Below are 19,867 nucleotides of genomic sequence, written 5' to 3' on the forward strand. Positions count from 1 at the left end.
ACAAGGAATCTTCATGAACACATTCTTCGCCCGCAAAACCCTGACCGCTCTGGGGCTTGTGCTTTGCGCTGGCCTGGCCCATGCCGATGCAACGTTGGACAAGATCCAGCAGCGGCATAAGGTCAGCATCGGCGTGATTCTCAGCGGCCCGCCGTTCGGCACCATCGACCCGAAGACCGGCGAGCATCTGGGCTACAACGTCGAGCTGGCCAAAGGCATCGCCAAACAGCTGGGCGTCGAACTGGAAACCGTTTCGGTACTGGCACCCAATCGCGTGCAGTTCCTGCAACAGGGCAAGGTCGATCTGCTGATCGCCAACATGCAGTACACCGACGAACGCGCACAGATTCTCGATTATGCGCCGACCCCTTATGAAGAAGTCGGCGGCGCCGCGTTGATCCGTAAAGGCGCAGGCATCAGCAAATGGGAAGACCTCAAGGGCAAGCCGGTGTGCGTCTCCCAGGGCAGCAACTTCATCAAGCCTTTGCAGGAAACCTACGGCGCCGAGATCAAGGCATTCCGCAGCCAGTCCGAGTCGCTGCTGTCGTTGCGCGGCAACGGTTGCGTAGCGGCGGTGCACGTCAGCCCGACCATGCATGCATTGCTCGACGATGCGGATTGGTCAGGCTACGAAACGCCGCTGCCGAGCGACCTGATCCCGTCCAACTCAGTGATCTGGGTACGCAAGGGTGAACACGACGTGCAGGCCAGACTCGACGCGATCATTCGCGACTGGCATCGCAGCGGCTGGTTGATCGATGTTGGCCAGCGCACCGGTATGGCCCCGTCCCAAGCCTTGCGTGAGTTGCACGAGAAATACAAAAGCGCCGCACCTCTGGCGGTAACGCCATGAGTGCCGCCCTGTTCCAAGCCTTGCAACAGCTGTTGGGCGCCAACCACGTGCAGAACGGCGAGCAGGCCCGCCCGTGGCTGACTGACAAACAAGGCACGTACGTCGGTCAGGTCGTCGCGGCTGTGCATCCGGCCAACACCGAAGAAGTCGCCGCCGTGGTGCGCTTGTGCGTTGCCCACGCGGCGCCGATTGTGGTGCAGGGCGGCAACACCGGCTTGATGGGCGCAGCGACGCCGGACAGCAGCGGTACTTCGGTATTGTTGCTGCTGGATCGCTTGAACCATGTGCGTGCGATTGATACCGACAACGATACGCTGACCGTCGAGGCGGGCTGCATTCTGCAGAATCTGCAGGACGTGGCGCGGGGTGCCGGGCGGCTGTTTCCATTGAGCCTGGGCGCAGAGGGCAGTTGCACCATCGGCGGCAATCTGGGCACCAACGCGGGCGGCACCGCCGTGCTGCGCTATGGCAACACCCGCGAGTTGACGCTTGGCCTGGAAGTGGTCACGGCCGAAGGCGAAATCTGGGATGGCCTGCGCGGCTTGCGCAAGGACAACACCGGTTACGACCTGCGCGACCTGTACATCGGCAGCGAAGGCACGCTGGGCATTATCACGGCGGCGACCCTCAAGCTGTTTCCGCTGCCCAAGGCGCAGGCCACGGCGTTGCTGGCCTTCGATTCTTTGGCGCAGGCGATTGATTTGCTGTCCCACGCCCGGGCCGGATTCGGCGCGAGCCTCACGGCGTTCGAATTGTTGACCGCTGACTGCCTGACCTTGCTGCGCGAGCAGTTTCCCGACGGGCCGCAGCCTTTCCTGGATGCGCCGCAGCCCTGGTTTGCGCTGCTGGAACTCTCGGACAATCACAGCGAAACCCATGCACGACAAACCTTCGAAGAGGTGCTCGGTGAAGCATTCGAGTCGGGTTTGCTGGCGGATGCCTTGATTGCCGAAAGCCTGGCCCAGAGCGAAGCGCTCTGGGTGCTGCGCGAGAACATGAGCGAGGCGCAGCAACGTGCCGGTCGCAACATGAAGCACGACATTTCGGTGCCGATTTCCCGGATCGTCGAATTCGTAACCCACACCGATGCGCTGCTGCAAGAGCGCTTTCCCGGCGTGCGCAACTTCACGTTCGGCCATCTGGGTGACGGCAATCTGCACTACAACGTGGCCCATCCGCTGGACTCCAGCGTCGAAGCGCACATGAAGAACTACGTGGCGTTGAGCGAACTGGTTCACGACAGCGCCCACGCCCATGGCGGCTCGATCAGTGCCGAACATGGCATCGGTCAACGCAAGCTGGCGATGTTGCCCCGTTACAAAAGCCCGGTGGAACTGGATCTGATGCGGCGTATCAAGCGCGCCCTCGATCCGCAGAATCTGCTCAACCCGGGCAAGGTATTTACCTTGGACGACGACGGAGAATCCCAATGAGTGTGCGTCTGTCCAAGCGCGTGCAGCGCGTCACGCTGTCCGCCAATGCGGCGGCCAAATCCCGAGTCACAGCACTGCGTGAGGCTGGCGTCGATATTCTCGATCTGACCACCGGCGAGCCGGATTTCGACACTCCGGAACACATCAAGCAGGCCGCCTACGCCGCCATCGCCGCAGGCGACACCAAATACACCCCGACTCCCGGTGTACGGGCCTTGCGCGAGGCAGTGCAAAGCAAGCTCAAGGGCGAGAACCGTCTGGATTACCCGCTGGCGTCCATCGTGATTGCCAACGGCGCGAAACAGATCATCTACAACGCTTTTGCCGCAACCCTGGATGACGGCGATGAAGTGTTGGTGCCGGTTCCTTACTGGCCGTCGTTCCCGGACAGCGTGCGTTTCAGCGGCGGCGAACCGGTGTTCATCGAGTGCGGCCTGGCGCAGGGCTGCAAGCTGACGCCGATTCAACTGGAACAGCACATCACCGAGCGCACCCGCTGGCTGATTCTCAACGGCCCCGGCAACCCAAGCGGCGCGGTGTACAGCGAAGCAGAGCTGCTGGCGCTGGCCGAGGTGCTGCGCCGTCATCCGCAGGTGCTGGTATTGCTCGACGAACTCTACGAGCACATCCGTTTCGATGATCATTCGGCACTGAATTTGCTCAATGTGGCGCCGGATCTGCAAGCCCGCTGCCTGCTGGTGGGCGGCGTGTCCAAGACCTACGCCATGACCGGCTGGCGCATCGGCTTCGGCGCCGGGCCAAAAGAACTGACCACCGCGATGACTGTGGTGCAATCGCAGTCCACGTCCGGCGCCTCTTCGGTGGGGCAGGCGGCGGCATTGGCGGCGTTTGAGGGCGGGCTGGGATTTCTTCCCGAGCAGGTAGCGGCCTATCGGCAGCGCCGGGATTTGCTGGTCTCGGCATTGAGCGCCGTGGACGGCTTGCAAGTGCTGGAACCACAAGGCGGCTTCTTCGTGTTTGTGCGTTGCGCAGGTTTGCTTGGTCGCTTTCGCCCGGACGGCGTGCGCCTGGACAGCGACGCTGACGTGGTGGACTGGCTGCTGGAGTCCGGCGTTGCCGGTGTCGCGGGCAGCGCTTACGGTCTATCACCGTGGTTTCGCTTGTCCATCGCCACGGCCACCGCCAGCGTTGCCGAAGCGGGCCGACGTATCGCCGCTGCCTGTGAACGCCTGTTGATCGAGGCGCCGCAATGAGTCATTGGCTGGAATTGTTCGTTCACTGGACGGCGGGCTTTGGCCTCAACTACAGCTTTCTTCTGGATGCCTATCAACGTGGCTCCATGGTCGACGGCGCGCTGACCAGCATTTTGCTGTGCGCCTTCACCATCGTCGGCAGCCTGTTGGTCGGCGTCGCGCTGGCGGCGATGTTGACCTCGGGCAAGGGCTATCTGGCGACGCCGGCGCGGGTATTCATTGAAGTCACCCGCAACACGCCGACGCTGGTGCAGCTGTACTGCGCGTTTCTGGTGCTGAACATGCTGTTGACCCAGGCGGTAGGCGCGGCCAATCCGCTGACGCCGTTTGCCTGGGTGGTGATCGTGATTTCCCTGCACAAAGGCGCGTTTCACGCTGAAGCCTTGCGCGCCGGCATCGAAGCGGTGCCCGCCGTGACCCTGGAAGCCGCCAGCTCCCTGGCGTTCAGCAGTCGCCAGTTGTTGTGGAACGTGCAGTTGCCGCTGGCCCTGCGCTTTGCGCTGCCGTCGCTGATCAACAATCTGATCGACCTGGTGAAAATGACCGCCGTTGCCTCGGCCATCGCTGTGGGCGACATCACTTACGCAGCGATCATGATCTGGACCCAGAGCGATAACGTGCTGGAACTGATGATTCTGATTCTCTCGTTCTTCGGCTTGCTGAGCTTTGTCGTCAATTGTGTTGGCCGCGCCCTTGAAGCGCGCCTGAGGATGCCCGGTTATGGCCATTGATTCATCTGCCGTTGCGCCGCTGGCCTGGCCGCGTCGCCACATGGGCAAGCTGGCCGTGTTGCTGGCCGCAGTGGCCTGGCTGATATTCGCCGCGCCGCACAGCCCGGTTTTCCTGGCCTTGGTGCAATGGTCCCCGGCGCTGGCCAAAGGCTTCGGGCAGAACATTCTGATCAGCCTGGTGGCCATCGGCCTGGGTTCGGTGATGGGGCTGTTGATCGGTGCCTTGGCGCTTTCGCCGACCTGGCTGCTGCGTTTGCCGGCACGCATCTGGGTGCAGATCTTCCGCAATGCGCCGTGGCTGGTGCTGATCTACTTCACGACCTATGTATTCCCGTTCGAGATTCACATTGGCAGCTCGTACGTGTCGTTCCCGGATTGGGTAAAGGTAACTATCGGCCTGGCGCTGCCCGCCAGTGCCAACGTTGCGGAAATCTTCCGTGGCGCTATCGCCTCGATCCCCAGCACGCAATGGGAGGCGGCGCGCTCGCTGGCCTTTACGCGCTGGCAGATCTTCACTTCGATCATCCTGCCACAGTGCTTCAAACGCATGTTGCCGCCGTGGATGAACCTGTACGCGGTGATCACCATGGGCACGGCGCTGGCCTCGCTGGTGGGCGTGCATGACGTGATCGACACGGCGCAGATCGCCAGCAACACCGTCAACCAGACCGGTTTTACCGTGCTGATCTACTTCAGCTTGCTGGCGTTGTTCTTCGCTTATTGCTACCCGATTTCCCGACTGACCCAACGCCTGGAGCGCCGTTATGCCTTCTATTGAAACCGCTTCGCAGCCCTTGGTCAGCCTGCGTGACCTGCATTTGTCGTTCGGCAGCAATCATGTGCTCAAAGGCATCGACCTTGATGTGCAGCGCGGCCAGGCGGTGTCGATCATCGGCCCGTCCGGCTCGGGTAAATCAACGATCCTGCGCTGCATCACCGGGCTGTTGCCAACCCAGCGCGGCACGATTCGCGTTGGCGACACCGAAGTGGACAAGCTGGCCAACGAAGCGCAGCGCATCGAACTGCGCAAACGCGTGGGTTTTGTGTTTCAGCAATACAACCTGTTTCCGCATCTGTCGGTGCTGGAAAACCTGGTGATCGCGCCCCGCAAGGTGCTGGGCCGTAATCGCGCCGACGCCGAGCAGGAAGCCCGCGCACTGCTGGCCAAGGTTCGCATGGAACACAAGGCCGACGCGTATCCGGGGCAACTGTCCGGCGGACAGCAACAGCGGGTGGCAATCGCCCGTGCTTTGGCCATGCGTCCGCAACTGATCCTGTTCGATGAGGTGACCTCGGCACTGGACCCGGAAACCGTTGGTGAAGTGCTGACGGTGATTCGCGAGCTGACCGAAGAGGGCATGACCTGCGTGCTGGTCACCCACGAAATGCGTTTTGCCGAGGAAATCAGCGACGTGGTGTATTTCACCGAAAACGGCCTGATTGTCGAACATGGCAGTGCCGAGCAGATTTTCCAGCACCCGACCAGTGAACGAACTCACGAATTCCTGCGCCATGCCCTGGGCGATGCCGGACGGCGTCCGGTGCCCAAGGGTGATCCGTTTTTGCTGAGCAATATCAGCCGATACAGCTTGTCCGTTTGAATGACCAGAAGACCTGCGAAGCAGGCGTTACCTGCGTGCAGTTTTATAAAAAACCGACTGCAATGACCTCCCAGGAGTATTTTTCATGACTACCGAAAACCGTGCCCAAGCCATCGAGACGCTTCTCGAACAAGTCCGTGTCATCAACCAGCGCGGCGTAGACCGTGCGGCGCTGCAAGAAATCATCGGCCTGCTGGAGGGGCTGGCCGCGCGTCACGATCTGTTCAATTTCGACGCGTTCCCGTCGCCGGTGCCGGGCGAGGGCGACACTGCCTTTCGCTACCGCCTGAACGATGATGGCGAGACGCCGACGCTGTACATGAACTCGCTGCTGCCGGGCAAGAAAACCCTGCCGCACAATCACGAAACCTGGGCGGTGATCGTTGCCGTGCAGGGCCAGGAAATCAATTACGTGTGGGCGCGTAGCGACGACGGCAGCGATCCGCAGTACGCCAGACTGGTGCTGGACAAGGAAGTGGTGGTTCAGCCGGGGACGCCAATCGGTTTCCTGGGTGATGATCTGCACGGCATCCTCGTTGAAGGCGAAACACCGACATTGCACTTCCATTTGTACGGTCGTCCGCTGGAATCGTTGAATGGTCGTTATGGCGTCAACGAAGAAGGTCGCGTGCTCAATTACAACGCCTCGCAAATGGCCCCTTCGATCAAGGCCTATGCATGATCGACTTTTATTACTGGCCCACCGGTAATGGCCTGAAAGTCGCCATCCTGCTCGAAGAACTCGGGCAGGAGTACCGCACGCTGCCAATCAACATTCGCATCGGCGAGCAGAAGCAGGACAGCTTCCAGCGCCTGAGCGCCAATGGGCGCATTCCGGCGATTGTCGATCATGAACCGGATGTCGGTAATGCACCGCTGAGCCTGTTCGAGTCCGGCGCGATCCTCAATTACCTGGCCAGCAAGGCCGGGCGCTTTGTGCCTGCCGCTGACAGCGTTGAACGCCAGCGGGTGCAGGAATGGCTGTTCTGGCAGGTCGGGCATATCACGCCGTATCTGAGCCAGTTGCAGCTGTTCAAGGAAAAGGCCCCCGAGCCGATTCCGTTTGCCCTGGACCTGCTCAACGCCGAAGCGACGCGCCTGTATGGCGTGCTGGAAAAACGTCTTGGCGAGGTGCCGTTTGTGGCGGGGGAATACTCCATCGCCGATATGGCGATTTTCCCGTGGATTCAGCCGCTGCGTCAGGGCCAGGATCTGGCTCGCTATCCCCATATCGACGCCTGGCGCGAACGCATCAAGACCCGTTCGGCTGTGCAGCGTGCGTATGCCAAGGGTCGTGAAGTGGCGGCGGCGGAGCGGTCGTTGGTCTTGCAGTAAAGCTGCCCGTTGGAGCGAGCAAGCTCGCTCCCACAGGTTCTATTTCTGAGCAGTATTCATAACAAACCAGAGAACCCCATGAGCCAAATCATCACCCCGGCGCAGCTTCAGCACTGGCTGTTCGATGGGCAGGAAATCGCTCTGTTCGACGTACGCGAGCACGGTCAGTACGGCGAGGCGCACCTGTTTCACGGGCAGAACCTGCCGTACAGCCGACTGGAACTGGAAGTGCCGCGCCTGGCGCCCAATCCTGTCGTGCGTCTGGTGATCTACGATCAGGACGGCACGGAGTTGGCGGCGCGGGCCGCGGCGCGTCTTGAAGCCCTGGGCTACACGCAGGTGCACATTCTGCAAGGCGGCGCCGAGGGTTGGCAAGCGGCCGGCTTGCAGTTGTTCGCCGGGGTGCATGTGCCGTCCAAGGCGTTTGGCGAGCTGGTGGAAGAGGCCAGCCACACGCCGCACATCAGCGCTGGCGAACTGGCCGACTGGCAGGCGCGCGGCGAGCCGCTGTTGTTGCTGGATGGCCGGCCGTTCGATGAATACCGCAAGATGACCATTCCCGGCTCGATCTGCTGTCCTAACGGCGAACTCGGTTACCGCTTGCCGGAGCTGCTGCAGGACGAAACCACGCCCATCGTCGTCAACTGCGCCGGTCGCACCCGCAGCATCATCGGCGCGCAGACCTTGATCGATCTGGGCGTGAAAAATCCGGTTTATGCTCTGGAAAACGGTACCCAAGGCTGGTTTCTCGCTGACTTGCAACTGGAACACGGCAGCAGTCGTCGTTATCCGGACGCGGTATCGCCGCTCGCGCTGGACAAACAACGCAACGCTGCGCAAGCGTTGGCTCGCCGCGCTGGGGTCAGCACGGTGAGTGCCGAGGCGGCAGCGAGCTGGGCCGCCGATGCGCAGCGCAGTCTGTTTCTGTGTGACGTGCGCACTGCCGAGGAATTCGCCGCTGGCACGTTGCGCGGTGCGCAACATACGCCTGGCGGGCAGTTGATTCAGTCCACCGATTTGTATGTCGGCGTGCGTCATGCGCGCCTGGTGCTGGTGGACAGCGACGGCATTCGTGCGCCGATTGTTGCCAGTTGGCTACGCCAGTTGGGCCACGATGCTTATGTGCTGGAAGGCGGAATTGATTCGGGCTTTGCCCTGGATGCAGCGCATCTGGTTTCCGGGCCGTCGTTGCCGATCATCAGCGCACACGAGTTGCGCGATGCGCTGAAAGACGCCGCCGTGGCTGTGATCGATCTGCGCCCGAGCATGAGCTTTCGCAAGGGCCACATTCAGGGCTCGCGCTGGTCGATTCGGCCGTTGCTCGCCGCCGCAGTTGCCGACGAGCACAGACCGTTGGTATTGGTCGCTGACAGCCCGGAAGTCGCCCGTCTGGCCGCGCTGGAACTGCCTGACGCTCAACGTGTTCATGTGCGGTTGCTGGACGGCGGATTGCAGGCCTGGCAGAGCGCGGGTCTGGCGGTAGTCGAAGATGCCGCCGCGCTACCGGATGAGCACTGCATCGACTTTCTGTTTTTCACCCATGACCGCCACTCTGGCAACAAGGATGCGGCCCGGCAGTATCTGGCGTGGGAAATCGGCTTGTTGGCGCAGATGACCGACACGGAAATTGCCAGCCTCAAACCGCTCAATGCAAAAAAGCCTGAGCGCTCGCCGACAGATCCTTGGGTGCGGACCCGGCTGATTCACGCCGCGCGTACTGAAAAGGGCAGCGGCGGGCGCGGGGTAAATGTGCCGGTCACGCGCTTGAGCACGGTGCTGTTCGACAGCCTCGGGCAGATGCGCGACGCGCGCAAACGCCGGGACAGCGAGCGCGTATTGAGTTATGGCGCCCGTGGCAATCCAACTGCATTCGCCTTGGAGGATCTGGTCAGCGAGCTGGAAGGCGGTCACCGCACCAAGCTGTTCGCCACCGGCCTGGCCGCCGTGGCGCAGACCTTTCTGGCGTATCTGCGGCCCGGCGATCATGTGCTGATTACCGATGCGGTGTACGGCCCGGTTCGGCGCCTGACCACGGACTTTCTGCAACCATTCGGCATCGAGGTGGAGTATTTCGCCGCCGATGGGCGAGGCATCGAAGGCCAACTGCGCGGCAATACCAAAATGGTCTACGCCGAAGTGCCGGGTTCGCTGCTGTATGAACTGTGCGATCTGCCGGCGATTGCTGCGTTGTGCAAACCACGGGGCATTCTGCTCGCCGTAGACAACACCTGGGGTTCTGGTTACCTGTACCGGCCGCTGACCCTTGGCGCGGACATTTCGATCATGGCGCTGACCAAATATGTGTGTGGCCACAGTGATGTGGTCATGGGCAGCGTTTGCACCACGCAAGCGGTCTGGTCGGCATTGGCGCGCATGAGCGACAGTTTCGGCAATACCGTCAGCCCGGACGATGCGTATCTGGTGCTGCGCGGCGCACGAACCCTGGCCGCACGCATGGAAGTGCATGAGCGCCAGGCGCTGGAAATCGCCCAGTGGCTGCAAGCCCGGCCGCAGGTCAAGCGGGTGTTCCATCCGGCCTTGAACGATCACCCGGATCACGCGTTGTTCAAGCGCGATTTCAGCGGCAGCAACGGCTTGTTGTCCTTCGAACTGGCGGATGCCGAGCCTGCGCAACTGGAGCGTTTTATCGGTGCTCTGGAGCTGTTTGGCCTGGGCGCTTCATGGGGCGGTTACGAAAGCCTGATCACTGTGGCGGATGTCAGTGATCGCAACAATGTGGCCGACAAGGCCCTGAATCCGCTGTTGCGCCTCCATATCGGGCTGGAAGATGTGGCTGCGTTGCAAGAGGACTTGAGCCGAGGTTTCGCCGCGCTAAAAGGGTGATGACAGGAGTAAATGTTATTTTATAACACTTACAATTTGAGCTATGTAATACTGTAACAAATCGTTGCTGGTTACTCGCTCATGAAAGCTCCCCGTGTCCCCTCTATCTCTGGTTCAGTGCTGGCCCAACCCGCCTGGAAGCGGATAGCTCTGGCGCTGGCAATGCTGGTGCTGCTCTGGCTGGCCATCGTTTGGGCGGTGGCCATTCCATGAGCGCCGCCATTGCCTTGAACGACCTGACCGTCGCCTACGAACGCCGTCCCGCTGTGCATCACATCAGCGGGCGTTTCGAGGCCGGTAGCCTGACGGCCATTGTCGGCCCCAATGGCGCTGGCAAATCGACCCTGATCAAAGCCATCGCCGGAACCATGAAACCGGCTGCGGGCCATGTGGATCGAGGCCATCTGGCGGCGAAAACCCTGGGCTATCTGCCTCAGGCCGCGGAGATTGACCGCAGCTTCCCCTTGAGTGTCGCCGATACCGTGGCCATGGGCGCCTGGCACAGCATCGGCCCGTTTCGTGGCTTGAGTCGGGATCTGGCTCGACGCACCCAGGCCTCATTACAGGCCGTGGGGCTGGACGGTTTTGAAGCGCGCAGCATTGGTTCGTTGTCGGCGGGGCAATTCCAGCGGGTGTTGTTCGCCCGCTTGCTGTTGCAGGACGCCTCGGTGATTTTGCTCGACGAGCCGTTCAACGCCATCGACGCCCGTACCACGCGGGATCTGCTGGAGCTGGTGCGCGTCTGGCATGGCCAGGGGCGTACGGTGATTGCCGTGCTGCACGACATCGACCAGGTTCGCCAGCACTTTCCGCAGACTCTGTTGATGGCTAGGGAAGCGATTGCTTGGGGCGCCACCGCTGATGTGTTGAGCGTTGTGAACCTGCGCAAGGCGCGCAACATGGCCGAGTTCTGGAGTGCCGACGCCGAGCTGTGCGTGCTGGATGCTGAAGACGAGCAGGAGCGCCGGGCATGATCCTGTATTCAATGCTGGTCGAACCCTTCGTCGAATTCGGCTTCATGCGCCGAGCCCTGGTCGCCTGTCTGGCATTGGGTATCGGTTCCGGCCCGGTGGGCGTGTTGCTGATGCTGCGGCGCATGAGTCTGGTGGGCGACGCCATGAGTCATGCAGTGCTGCCGGGTGCGGCGCTGGGCTTTCTGTTTTTCGGTTTGTCGTTGCCCGCGATGGGCATTGGCGGGTTGATCGCCGGTCTGGCCGTGGCACTGCTGTCCGGGCTGGTCAGTCGGCTGACCAGCCTGCGTGAAGACGCCAGTTTCGCCAGTTTCTATCTCACGTCACTGGCCGCCGGGGTGATGATCGTTTCGCTGCATGGCTCCAACGTCGATCTGCTGCATGTGCTGTTCGGCACCATTCTCGCCATCGACGCCGACGCGATTTATATGGTTGGCGGCATCGCTTCCTTCACTGTGTTGCTGCTGGCGCTGATCTATCGGCCATTGGTGCTGGAGTGTTTCGATCCCGGTTTTCTGCGCGCGGTGGGTGGGCGAGGTTCGCTGTATCACGTGCTGTTTCTGTTGCTGGTGGTGCTCAATCTGGTGGCGGGCTTCCAGGCGCTGGGCACGCTGATGGCGGTCGGCATGATGATGCTGCCAGCCACGGCGGCGCGTTTCTGGGCCACTTCTCTGAGTGCGCTGGTGTTGATTTCAACGTTGGTCGCGACGCTCTCAGGCTTGATCGGCTTGATCATTTCTTACCATCTGGGCGTCGCTTCCGGCCCGGCGATTGTCCTGACCGCCAGCGCTTTCTACGGGTTTTCCCTGTTGTTCGGTCGCACCGGCATCCTGCGGCAACTGTTCCCCAAACCCCATCTCGCTCACTGAAACCGAAGGAAATGTCATGAAGAACTCCATGCTGTTGAGCTCAATGGCAGCTTTTGCGCTGTCTGCGTTTAGTCTGCTGGCCCAGGCCAAGCCCGTTGAAGCGGTGGCTTCGTTCACGGTGATTGCCGACATGGTGCATAACGTTGGCGGTGATCGGGTGCATGTCACCTCGTTGATCGGACCAAACGGCGATCCCCATGTCTACGAGCCGACCCCGGCCGATGCCCAGGCCCTGAAAAAGGCCGACGTGGCGTTCGTCAGTGGTTTGCATCTGGAAGGCTGGCTGGACCGTTTGATCAAGGCCTCGGGCTATAAAGGCCAGCCGGTGGTGCTGTCGGATGGCATCAAGACCCGCAGTATGGAAGAAGACGGCAAGCGCATCACCGATCCTCACGCCTGGAATAGCGCCGCCAATGGTGTGATCTACGTGCGCAATATCGTTGCAGCCTTGAAGAAGGCCGATCCCGAGGGTGCCAGCGTCTACCAGGCTAATGGCGAGCGCTACATGGCGCAGTTGCAGGAACTGGACAGCTACGCCCGGGCGCAGATTCAGTCGATTCCCGCCGCCAAACGCAAAGTGCTGACCTCCCACGATGCCTTTGGTTACTTCGGCGATGCTTATGGCGTGACTTTCCTGTCGCCGCTGGGATTTTCCACCGAGTCAGAAGCGTCGGCGGCAGACGTCGGCAAGTTGATCCGCCAGATCAAGGCCGAGCATGTCAGTGCCTACTTCTTTGAAAATTCCGGCGACCCGCGTCTGGTCAAACAGATCGCCGACGCCAGCGGTGCCAAGCCGGGCGGCGAACTGTACGTCGAATCCCTGTCGCCCGCCGACGGCCCGGCAGCGAGCTATGCGCAGATGTTTCGCTACAACGTCGACAAGCTGACGGCGGCGATGAAGGGGCAGTGAATCCAATTCAGTCCCGTTGGAGCAGGGCTTGCAGGGTTTAGACTTGGAGTTCCCACTTCCTTGTGGGAGAGGACTTGTCCTCGATGGCTGTCATTTCAGCGCTGCATATGCGGCAGGCGGATCAAGGTCGCCCCGGCTGGCTATCGAGGACAAGTCCTCTCCCACACCAGACGGCCAGACATTCCGACCATAGAATCCCTACCAGATTCGGTCACTTCCCGATAAATTTGAACACCGTGGTCTGGGTGTAGGTCTTGCCCGGATCCAGGCGTGTGCTCGGGAATTTCGGCTGGTTCGGCGCATCCGGGTAGTGTTGGGTTTCCAGGGTGAACGCGCCCCAGTGTGGATAGACCTTGCCAGCCTTGCCGTGGATGCTGCCATCGAGGAAGTTGCCGGTGTACAGCTGCACGCCGGGTTCGCTGGTGAACAACTGCAAGCGACGCCCGGATTGCGGGTCGCTGACCTCGGCGGCGAGTTTGCTCACGTCGCCTTTGGTGTCCAGCACCCAGTTGAAATCAAAGCCGCCTTGCTTGGGTTCGGCGTATTTCAACTGCTGATGATCGGCCTTGATGTTCTTGCCGATTGCCGTGGGCTTGAGAAAGTCCATGGGCGTACCGCTGACAGCGGGCAACTCACCGGTGGGGATCAACTTCTCATTCACCGGGGTGTAATGCGAAGCGTGCAGGGTTGCGACCTGCTTGAGCACGTCGCCATTGCCAGCGCCGGCCAGGTTGAAGTAGCTGTGGTTGGTCAGGTTCAGCACCGTCGGTTTGTCGGTGCTGGCGCGGTACTGAATGCGCAGTTCGTTTTTCTCGTTCAGGCTGTAGGTGACTTCGGTATTCAGTGCGCCGGGAAAGCCCATTTCGCCATCGGCCGACAGGTAAGTCAGTTTCACGCCTACCCAGCCATTGCCGTTGCTTGGCTCGGCTTTCCAGACCCGTTTGTCAAAACCCTGAGTACCGCCGTGCAAGGCGTTGGTCTTGTCATTTTGCGGAACCTGATAGGTCTTGCCGTCGAGGCTGAACTGGCCGCCCGCGAGGCGGTTGCCAAAACGACCGATGGTCGCGCCGAAATACACTGTGCCGTTGTTCTGATAACCCTGCACATCGTCGAAACCCAGCACCACATCGTCGACCTTGCCATTTTTGTCCGGCACCAGCAGCGACTGCAGCGTCGCGCCGTAAGTAATGACATTGGCTTCGATGCCATGGCTGTTGCGCAAGGTGTACTTCTCGACGGCGGTGCCATCGCTGGTCGCACCAAAGGCGCTGTGTGCACTGGAAAGCCCGGCCGCGTTGGCCGTCAGGGTTGCGATCATCAGAGACAGTCCAAAGCTGCTGAGCAGAGAAGAGGGTTTCATGGGTTGTTCTACCTTTTTTTGTTGTTTTGCGCAGTACCGAGGATTCGGTCTGCAGTGGGGAACGGGTAAACCTCATTTGATTGGTAAGACTATTCGTCCGCTATTTTCCTGATAAATGGATTTATAGACGAAAAAAGCCTGCTTGAAAATTTAATCGTAATACTATTTAGTAGCTGGACGAGACTATTGGTTCTCATCAGCGTCTGAAGAAGTCGATTTCAGGGCTGTTGAGCTGGCTTGACGCTCAATCATGTGATGATTAGCCTCGATCTGCGGAAAAACCGCGCAGCGAGGCGTACGCATCATGAGCAGTAATTTCCACGCGTCGACGGTGGATCGGTTGGGAACCTGGATCGCGGCGGGCAATGTGTCCCCCGGACAGGTGCTGAAGGTTGAGGCGGTATTGGCCGAAGAGTTGGGCGTCAGTCGAACGGTGATTCGTGAGGCGATCAAGACGCTGGTCGCCAAAGGGTTGCTGGAAGTCGGGCCCAAGGTCGGTACACGGGTCATGCCGATGCGCAGCTGGAATCTGTTCGACCCGCAGGTGGTGGGTTGGCTGGCACGCAAGGGTTTGTCGCAAGGGTTTGTGATGGATCTGCTCGACCTGCGCCGCACCATCGAGCCGATGGCGGTGCGTTGGGCCTGTGAACGGGCCAGTCCGGAGCAGATTTTAGAGATCCAGACGGCGTACGAGGCCTTGGCGATATCCGTGGCGGACAAGGGCGACTACAACCTGGCGGATCGGCGCTTTCATGAGGCGGTGCTGGCGGCCAGTCACAACCAGTTCATCGAGCAGATGTTGCCGGCGCTGGGTGCGTTGCTGGCGGTGTCGTTCGAAGTGACCTCGGCAGTGCCGGGTGAATTAGGCAAGACGCTGCCGCTGCATAAGGATCTTGCCGATGCGATTGCCACACGGGATGCGGCGCGCGGCGTCTGGGCATGCATGACCCTGATCGAACAGGCGGCAGTAGTAATTGCCGGGTTTTTCTCCAGTCAGGCCGCCGCGCAATCGGCGGAGTAAACGCAGTACCGATTAACTAAAAAAATAATAACAAGGGTGATTTTATGCACTGGCAGCCCGTAACCGAGCACCGTTTCATGCTGGCCGAAGGCCCGTTCTGGGACCGTGAAACCCTGGCGTTGTATTGGGTGGATATCGCAGCGCGGCTGGCCTGCCGCCTGGTTGATGGTCACTTTCGTAAATGGCGGATGCGCGAAGCGCTATCTGCATTCATCCCCACCCATATTGGCGATGCGCTGGTAACCCTGGCCAGCGGCGTGTATCGCCTGGATCTTGATTCCCCCGCCGATGAGCCGCGCCTGCGTCTGCTGTGCGTGGCCGATCCGGTCAGCGGCAATCGCGCCAATGAAGCCCGCTGCGACGCGCAGGGCCGTCTGTGGCTGGGCAGCATGCAGAACAATCTGGATGAAGAGGGTGGCGACTTGCCGCTCAAGCGCCGCTCAGGCGGTCTGTTCCGCATCGATCATGATGCCAGCGTCACGCCGTTGCTCGCCGGGCAAGGCATCGTCAACACCATGCTGTGGAATACCGATGGCGATGTGCTGTACAGCGCCGACAGTCTGGACGGGGTGATCTACCGTTATCCGATCCGCGCTGACGGCCGGCTGAGTCCGCGCGAAGTCTGGGCGGGCGAGCATGCTCGCGGCACGCCGGACGGTTCAGCCATGGACGCCGAAGGGTTTGTCTGGAACGCCCGCTGGGACGGCCATTGCCTGATCCGCTTCGCCCCGGACGGCAGCGTTGACCGGCTGGTGGAATTGCCGGTCAGCCATCCCACCAGTTGCGTATTCGGTGGTCCGGATCTTTCGACGTTGTATGTCACCAGCGCTGCGCCCGCCGATGCTCGCGGTCAGTTTGACGGCGCGTTATTGATGGCAGATGTGGGTGTGCAGGGACTGGCCTGTCACCGTTTTGCAGGATGAATTCGCTGTGCTCAGGATGCCGTGACACTAGGTTACATAGTCGGCATTCATAATATGATATGACTGTTTTCTGTTGTTTTGACGTCCTTGCGGTGTCCCGACAACCCCACCGCTGGACGCTGTAGCTATTCAATAAAAATAAGGAGTTAGCTATGTTGAGTCGCCATGGGATTCGCTCCCTGTGCTGTGTTGCCGTTGCCACTGCCGTTCTGGGCATGAGCGGCATTTCCTCCGCTGCCGATAAAATCAAGATCGGCTTTCTGGTCAAGCAAGCCGAAGAACCCTGGTTCCAGACCGAATGGGCTTTTGCCGAGAAAGCCGGGAAGGATCATGGTTTCGAGGTCATAAAAATCGCCGTGCCAGACGGTGAAAAAACCCTTTCTGCTATCGACAGCCTCGCCGCCAACGGCGCCAAGGGCTTTGTCATCTGCCCGCCGGATGTTTCCCTGGGCCCGGCCATTGTCGCCAAGGCCAAGGCCAATGGCATGAAAGTCATGGCTGTGGATGATCGCTTCGTCGATGCCAGTGGCAAATTCATGGAAGACGTGCCGTACCTGGGCATGGCCGCTTTCGAAGTGGGTCAGCAACAGGGCGCCGCCATGGCTGCCGAAGCGAAGAATCGCAGCTGGGACTGGAAAGAAACCTACGCGATCATCAACACCTACAACGAGCTGGATACGGGTAAAAAGCGCACCGACGGTTCCGTCGATTCGCTGACCAAGGCTGGCCTGCCGCTGGATCACATCATCTACGCGCCGCAGAAAACCCTCGACGTACCCGGCAGCATGGACTCCACCAACTCGGCCTTACCTAAACTGCCGGCCAGCGCCAAGAATCTGATCATCGGCGGCATGAATGACAACACGGTCCTGGGTGGCGTGCGCGCCACCAGCACCAATGGTTTCAGCGCCAAGAATGTCATCGGGATCGGCATCAACGGCACCGACGCCATCGACGAATTGAAGAAGAAGGAAAGTGGCTTCTTCGGTTCGATGCTGCCAAGTCCGGACAAAGAAGGCTACAACACGGCCTTGCAGATGTACGAATGGGTCAAGGATGGCAAGGAACCTCCGAAGTACACCGCGATGGAAGACGTGACATTGATTACCCGGGCCAACTTCAAGGAAGTACTGACCAAGATCGGTTTGTACAAGTAACCGCCCGGCGTCGTCCTGAGGCCTGAATGTCAGGCCTCCATCTGCAAGTCCTCGCGCCCTCCATCGATGGCGCGAGGTGGAGGTTTCCATGCAACAACTGGCCACTGAACAGCATCCATCCGCCGGCAGCTTGCGATTCAACGGGATCGGCAAGACCTTTCCCGGTGTGCGTGCGCTGTCGGACATCAACTTTGAGGCCCGTCCGGGCAGCGTCCATGCCTTGATGGGCGAAAACGGCGCGGGCAAGTCCACGCTGCTGAAGATTCTTGGCGGTTCCTATCAGCCCAACAGCGGCAGCCTGTCCATCGGCGGGCAGGACAAGGTCTTCAAGTCCACGGCAGACAGCATTGCTGCCGGGGTCGCGGTGATTCATCAGGAACTGCAACTGGTTCCGGAAATGTCCGTCGCCGAAAACCTGTTGCTGGGTCACATGCCTAACCGCTGGGGCATGGTCAACCGCCGGGCCATGGTGCGCCGCGCCCGGGAACTGCTCAAAGGCCTGGCCGACGAAATCGACCCGAACACCCGCCTGGGCGATTTGTCCCTCGGCCAGCGTCAGTTGGTGGAGATCGCCAAGGCCATGTCCCGTAACGCCCATGTCATCGCCTTCGATGAACCCACCAGCAGTCTGTCGGCGCGGGAAATCGACCGTTTGATGGCGATCATCGTCAAATTGCGCGACGAAGGCCGGGTCATCCTCTATGTGTCGCACAGAATGGAAGAAATTTTCCGGGTCTGCGATGCAGTGACAGTGTTCAAGGATGGTCGCTTCGTGCGCACCTTCGAGGACATGGCCGACCTGGATCACGACCGGTTGGTGACTTGCATGGTCGGTCGCGACATCCAGGACATCTACAACTACCGCCCGCGTCAGCATCAGGGGCCAAGTTTGCGGGTGACGGGGCTCATGGGGCCGGGGCTGCAGGAACCGGTGAGTTTCGCAGTAGAGAAGGGCGAAGTGCTGGGCTTTTTCGGCCTGGTGGGCGCTGGCCGTACCGAACTGTTCCGCATGCTTTCCGGCCTGACTCGCAGCAAGGCAGGCGTGCTGCAGATCGAGGGCAAAGCGCTGGAGCTCAAGTCGCCGCGTGACGCCATCGCCGCCGGGATTTTGCTGTGCCCGGAGGATCGCAAGAAAGAGGGCATCGTGCCGCTGTCCAGCGTGCAGGAAAATATCAATATCGGCGCGCGACCGCGTCACGTCAGCCTGGGTTGCCTGATTCAAGGACGCTGGGAGCGCGACAACGCCAAGGCGCAGATCAAGTCCATGAACGTCAAGACGCCTTCGGCGGACCAGCAAATGCTGTTCCTGTCCGGCGGCAATCAACAGAAGGCGATTCTCGGGCGCTGGCTGTCGATGCCCATGAAAGTGCTGCTGCTGGATGAGCCGACCCGCGGCATCGACATCGGCGCGAAATCCGAGATCTATCAGATCATTCATAACCTTGCCGCCGATGGCATTGCGGTCATCGTCGTGTCCAGCGACCTGATGGAAGTGATGGGCATTGCCGACCGGATCCTGGTCATGAGCGAGGGCGCCATCACTGGCGAGCTTGCCCGCGACGAGGCTGATGAAGCACGACTGCTGCAACTGGCACTGCCGCGAACCCGCGTCTGAACCTGGCCAAAACACCGTGAAAAATAAAAAAGAGGTGCGTATGTCTACCGAAACCAGCCTGACGGCTCCACGCCAGGGTCTCAATTTGCGTCGCTTCATCGACGACTGGGCAATGTTGATGGCTGCCGTGGGCATCTTCGTGCTCTGCGCGCTGCTGATCGACAACTTCATGTCGCCACTGAACATGCGGGGTCTGGGCCTGGCGATTTCCACGGTGGGCATCGCTGCCTGCACCATGCTGTTCTGCCTGGCTTCCGGGCATTTCGATTTGTCCGTGGGTTCGGTACTTGCCTGCTCCGGGGTCATCGCCGGCATCGTCATGCGCGACACCGACAGCCTGTTCCTGGGGATTTCGGCCGCCTTGGCCATGGGCCTCGTCGTAGGGCTGGTCAACGGCATCGTGATTGCCAAACTGCGCATCAACGCACTGATCGCAACGCTGGCGACCATGCAGATCGTCCGTGGCCTGGCCTATATCTTCTCCAACGGCAAGGCCGTCGGGGTGATGAATGAAGACTTCTTCGTGTTCGGCAACGGCCAACTGTACGGCGTCCCGGTGCCGATCCTGATCACCATCGCCTGCTTCGCGTTCTTTGGCTGGTTGCTCAACTACACGACGTACGGGCGCAACACCCTGGCCATCGGCGGCAATCAGGAAGCCGCGTTGCTGGCGGGCGTGCATGTGGACCGCACCAAGATCATCATCTTCGCCGTGCATGGCCTGGTCGGCGCACTGGCCGGCGTGGTCCTTGCTTCACGGATGACCTCCGGGCAACCGATGATCGGCCAGGGTTTCGAGCTGACCGTGATTTCGGCCTGCGTACTGGGCGGGGTTTCGTTGAGCGGCGGCATCGGCATGATTCGCCACGTCATTGCCGGGGTGCTGATTCTGGCGATCATCGAAAACGCCATGAACCTGAAGAACATCGACACCTTCTATCAATACGTGATTCGCGGTTCGATCCTGCTGCTGGCGGTGATCATTGACCGGATGAAGCGTCGGTAAGGCTATCGTGTAGGACCGGCTTCG

19 protein-coding genes are annotated in these 19,867 nt (G+C 60.6%); 18 read left to right on the forward strand and 1 reads right to left on the reverse strand.

What is annotated here, in order from left to right:
* Positions 1 to 13: 13 nt before the first annotated feature.
* The 13 genes from CFII64_RS06265 (at position 14) to CFII64_RS06320 (ending at position 12,761) form a co-directional block, all read left to right on the forward strand.
* Positions 14 to 853 carry a transporter substrate-binding domain-containing protein gene (locus CFII64_RS06265; protein WP_020289937.1) on the forward strand — a complete coding sequence of 280 codons (840 nt, stop codon included), beginning with the start codon at positions 14 to 16 and terminating at the stop codon, positions 851 to 853.
* Positions 850 to 2,286, forward strand: a complete 1,437-nt coding sequence (locus CFII64_RS06270; RefSeq protein WP_020289938.1) for an FAD-binding oxidoreductase — start codon at positions 850 to 852, stop codon at positions 2,284 to 2,286. The genes CFII64_RS06265 and CFII64_RS06270 overlap by 4 nt, the downstream gene beginning before the upstream one ends.
* On the forward strand, positions 2,283 to 3,500 hold the full coding sequence (locus CFII64_RS06275) for an aminotransferase class I/II-fold pyridoxal phosphate-dependent enzyme (RefSeq protein ID WP_020289939.1): 1,218 nt from the start codon (positions 2,283 to 2,285) through the stop codon (positions 3,498 to 3,500). Before CFII64_RS06270 ends, CFII64_RS06275 begins: the two co-directional genes overlap by 4 nt.
* Positions 3,497 to 4,231: an amino acid ABC transporter permease gene (locus CFII64_RS06280; RefSeq protein WP_020289940.1), complete on the forward strand. Its 735-nt coding sequence runs from the start codon at positions 3,497 to 3,499 to the stop codon at positions 4,229 to 4,231. Before CFII64_RS06275 ends, CFII64_RS06280 begins: the two co-directional genes overlap by 4 nt.
* The gene (locus CFII64_RS06285) at positions 4,221 to 5,009 is read left to right on the forward strand and encodes an amino acid ABC transporter permease (RefSeq protein WP_020289941.1); all 789 of its coding nucleotides are present in this window, start codon (positions 4,221 to 4,223) and stop codon (positions 5,007 to 5,009) included. The genes CFII64_RS06280 and CFII64_RS06285 overlap by 11 nt, the downstream gene beginning before the upstream one ends.
* Positions 4,996 to 5,832: an amino acid ABC transporter ATP-binding protein gene (locus tag CFII64_RS06290; RefSeq protein ID WP_020289942.1), complete on the forward strand. Its 837-nt coding sequence runs from the start codon at positions 4,996 to 4,998 to the stop codon at positions 5,830 to 5,832. Before CFII64_RS06285 ends, CFII64_RS06290 begins: the two co-directional genes overlap by 14 nt.
* A gap of 85 nt (positions 5,833 to 5,917) precedes the next feature.
* Positions 5,918 to 6,514 (forward strand): hypothetical protein, encoded by a 597-nt coding sequence (locus CFII64_RS06295; protein ID WP_020289943.1) that lies wholly within the window; start codon positions 5,918 to 5,920, stop codon positions 6,512 to 6,514.
* Positions 6,511 to 7,167, forward strand: coding sequence for a glutathione S-transferase N-terminal domain-containing protein (locus tag CFII64_RS06300; protein ID WP_020289944.1), 657 nt, complete (start codon positions 6,511 to 6,513; stop codon positions 7,165 to 7,167). The genes CFII64_RS06295 and CFII64_RS06300 overlap by 4 nt, the downstream gene beginning before the upstream one ends.
* A gap of 78 nt (positions 7,168 to 7,245) precedes the next feature.
* Positions 7,246 to 10,011 carry a cystathionine beta-lyase gene (gene metC / locus CFII64_RS06305; protein WP_020289945.1) on the forward strand — a complete coding sequence of 922 codons (2,766 nt, stop codon included), beginning with the start codon at positions 7,246 to 7,248 and terminating at the stop codon, positions 10,009 to 10,011.
* An 81-nt stretch (positions 10,012 to 10,092) separates the two neighbouring features.
* Complete coding sequence (locus tag CFII64_RS30210) at positions 10,093 to 10,224, forward strand: hypothetical protein (protein WP_256208031.1); 132 nt, start codon at positions 10,093 to 10,095, stop codon at positions 10,222 to 10,224.
* On the forward strand, positions 10,221 to 10,985 hold the full coding sequence (locus tag CFII64_RS06310) for a metal ABC transporter ATP-binding protein (protein ID WP_020289947.1): 765 nt from the start codon (positions 10,221 to 10,223) through the stop codon (positions 10,983 to 10,985). The genes CFII64_RS30210 and CFII64_RS06310 overlap by 4 nt, the downstream gene beginning before the upstream one ends.
* Positions 10,982 to 11,851: a metal ABC transporter permease gene (locus CFII64_RS06315; RefSeq protein ID WP_020289948.1), complete on the forward strand. Its 870-nt coding sequence runs from the start codon at positions 10,982 to 10,984 to the stop codon at positions 11,849 to 11,851. Before CFII64_RS06310 ends, CFII64_RS06315 begins: the two co-directional genes overlap by 4 nt.
* A gap of 16 nt (positions 11,852 to 11,867) precedes the next feature.
* A complete protein-coding gene (locus CFII64_RS06320; RefSeq protein ID WP_020289949.1) occupies positions 11,868 to 12,761 on the forward strand; it encodes a metal ABC transporter substrate-binding protein in 894 nt (297 codons plus the stop codon).
* Positions 12,762 to 12,972: 211 nt separating this feature from the next.
* Here the strand turns inward: CFII64_RS06320 and CFII64_RS06325 are convergent, their stop codons facing one another.
* On the reverse strand, positions 12,973 to 14,121 hold the full coding sequence (locus CFII64_RS06325; RefSeq protein ID WP_020289950.1) for an aldose epimerase family protein: 1,149 nt from the start codon (positions 14,119 to 14,121) through the stop codon (positions 12,973 to 12,975).
* Positions 14,122 to 14,425: 304 nt separating this feature from the next.
* Between CFII64_RS06325 and CFII64_RS06330 the strand changes: the two genes are divergently transcribed.
* The 5 genes from CFII64_RS06330 (at position 14,426) to araH (ending at position 19,843) form a co-directional block, all read left to right on the forward strand.
* Entirely contained in the window at positions 14,426 to 15,142 is a 717-nt protein-coding gene (locus tag CFII64_RS06330) for a FadR/GntR family transcriptional regulator (protein ID WP_020289951.1), read from the forward strand.
* A gap of 44 nt (positions 15,143 to 15,186) precedes the next feature.
* Positions 15,187 to 16,065 (forward strand): SMP-30/gluconolactonase/LRE family protein, encoded by an 879-nt coding sequence (locus CFII64_RS06335; RefSeq protein ID WP_020289952.1) that lies wholly within the window; start codon positions 15,187 to 15,189, stop codon positions 16,063 to 16,065.
* Between the two features lie 152 nt (positions 16,066 to 16,217).
* The gene (locus tag CFII64_RS06340) at positions 16,218 to 17,222 is read left to right on the forward strand and encodes a substrate-binding domain-containing protein (protein ID WP_020289953.1); all 1,005 of its coding nucleotides are present in this window, start codon (positions 16,218 to 16,220) and stop codon (positions 17,220 to 17,222) included.
* Positions 17,223 to 17,310: 88 nt separating this feature from the next.
* On the forward strand, positions 17,311 to 18,837 hold the full coding sequence (gene araG / locus CFII64_RS06345; protein ID WP_020289954.1) for an L-arabinose ABC transporter ATP-binding protein AraG: 1,527 nt from the start codon (positions 17,311 to 17,313) through the stop codon (positions 18,835 to 18,837).
* A gap of 40 nt (positions 18,838 to 18,877) precedes the next feature.
* On the forward strand, positions 18,878 to 19,843 hold the full coding sequence (gene araH / locus CFII64_RS06350; protein WP_020289955.1) for an L-arabinose ABC transporter permease AraH: 966 nt from the start codon (positions 18,878 to 18,880) through the stop codon (positions 19,841 to 19,843).
* Positions 19,844 to 19,867 lie beyond the last annotated feature (24 nt).

Source organism: Pseudomonas sp. CFII64, from assembly GCF_000416235.1.
GTDB lineage: Bacteria > Pseudomonadota > Gammaproteobacteria > Pseudomonadales > Pseudomonadaceae > Aquipseudomonas.

Coding starts and splice junctions, on each gene's coding strand:
- CFII64_RS06265 (WP_020289937.1), top strand. CDS start 14: ATGAACACATTCTTCGCCCGCAAAACCCTGACCGCTCTGGGGCTTGTG.
- CFII64_RS06270 (WP_020289938.1), top strand. CDS start 850: ATGAGTGCCGCCCTGTTCCAAGCCTTGCAACAGCTGTTGGGCGCCAAC.
- CFII64_RS06275 (WP_020289939.1), top strand. CDS start 2,283: ATGAGTGTGCGTCTGTCCAAGCGCGTGCAGCGCGTCACGCTGTCCGCC.
- CFII64_RS06280 (WP_020289940.1), top strand. CDS start 3,497: ATGAGTCATTGGCTGGAATTGTTCGTTCACTGGACGGCGGGCTTTGGC.
- CFII64_RS06285 (WP_020289941.1), top strand. CDS start 4,221: ATGGCCATTGATTCATCTGCCGTTGCGCCGCTGGCCTGGCCGCGTCGC.
- CFII64_RS06290 (WP_020289942.1), top strand. CDS start 4,996: ATGCCTTCTATTGAAACCGCTTCGCAGCCCTTGGTCAGCCTGCGTGAC.
- CFII64_RS06295 (WP_020289943.1), top strand. CDS start 5,918: ATGACTACCGAAAACCGTGCCCAAGCCATCGAGACGCTTCTCGAACAA.
- CFII64_RS06300 (WP_020289944.1), top strand. CDS start 6,511: ATGATCGACTTTTATTACTGGCCCACCGGTAATGGCCTGAAAGTCGCC.
- metC (WP_020289945.1), top strand. CDS start 7,246: ATGAGCCAAATCATCACCCCGGCGCAGCTTCAGCACTGGCTGTTCGAT.
- CFII64_RS30210 (WP_256208031.1), top strand. CDS start 10,093: ATGAAAGCTCCCCGTGTCCCCTCTATCTCTGGTTCAGTGCTGGCCCAA.
- CFII64_RS06310 (WP_020289947.1), top strand. CDS start 10,221: ATGAGCGCCGCCATTGCCTTGAACGACCTGACCGTCGCCTACGAACGC.
- CFII64_RS06315 (WP_020289948.1), top strand. CDS start 10,982: ATGATCCTGTATTCAATGCTGGTCGAACCCTTCGTCGAATTCGGCTTC.
- CFII64_RS06320 (WP_020289949.1), top strand. CDS start 11,868: ATGAAGAACTCCATGCTGTTGAGCTCAATGGCAGCTTTTGCGCTGTCT.
- CFII64_RS06325 (WP_020289950.1), bottom strand. CDS start 14,121: ATGAAACCCTCTTCTCTGCTCAGCAGCTTTGGACTGTCTCTGATGATC.
- CFII64_RS06330 (WP_020289951.1), top strand. CDS start 14,426: ATGAGCAGTAATTTCCACGCGTCGACGGTGGATCGGTTGGGAACCTGG.
- CFII64_RS06335 (WP_020289952.1), top strand. CDS start 15,187: ATGCACTGGCAGCCCGTAACCGAGCACCGTTTCATGCTGGCCGAAGGC.
- CFII64_RS06340 (WP_020289953.1), top strand. CDS start 16,218: ATGTTGAGTCGCCATGGGATTCGCTCCCTGTGCTGTGTTGCCGTTGCC.
- araG (WP_020289954.1), top strand. CDS start 17,311: ATGCAACAACTGGCCACTGAACAGCATCCATCCGCCGGCAGCTTGCGA.
- araH (WP_020289955.1), top strand. CDS start 18,878: ATGTCTACCGAAACCAGCCTGACGGCTCCACGCCAGGGTCTCAATTTG.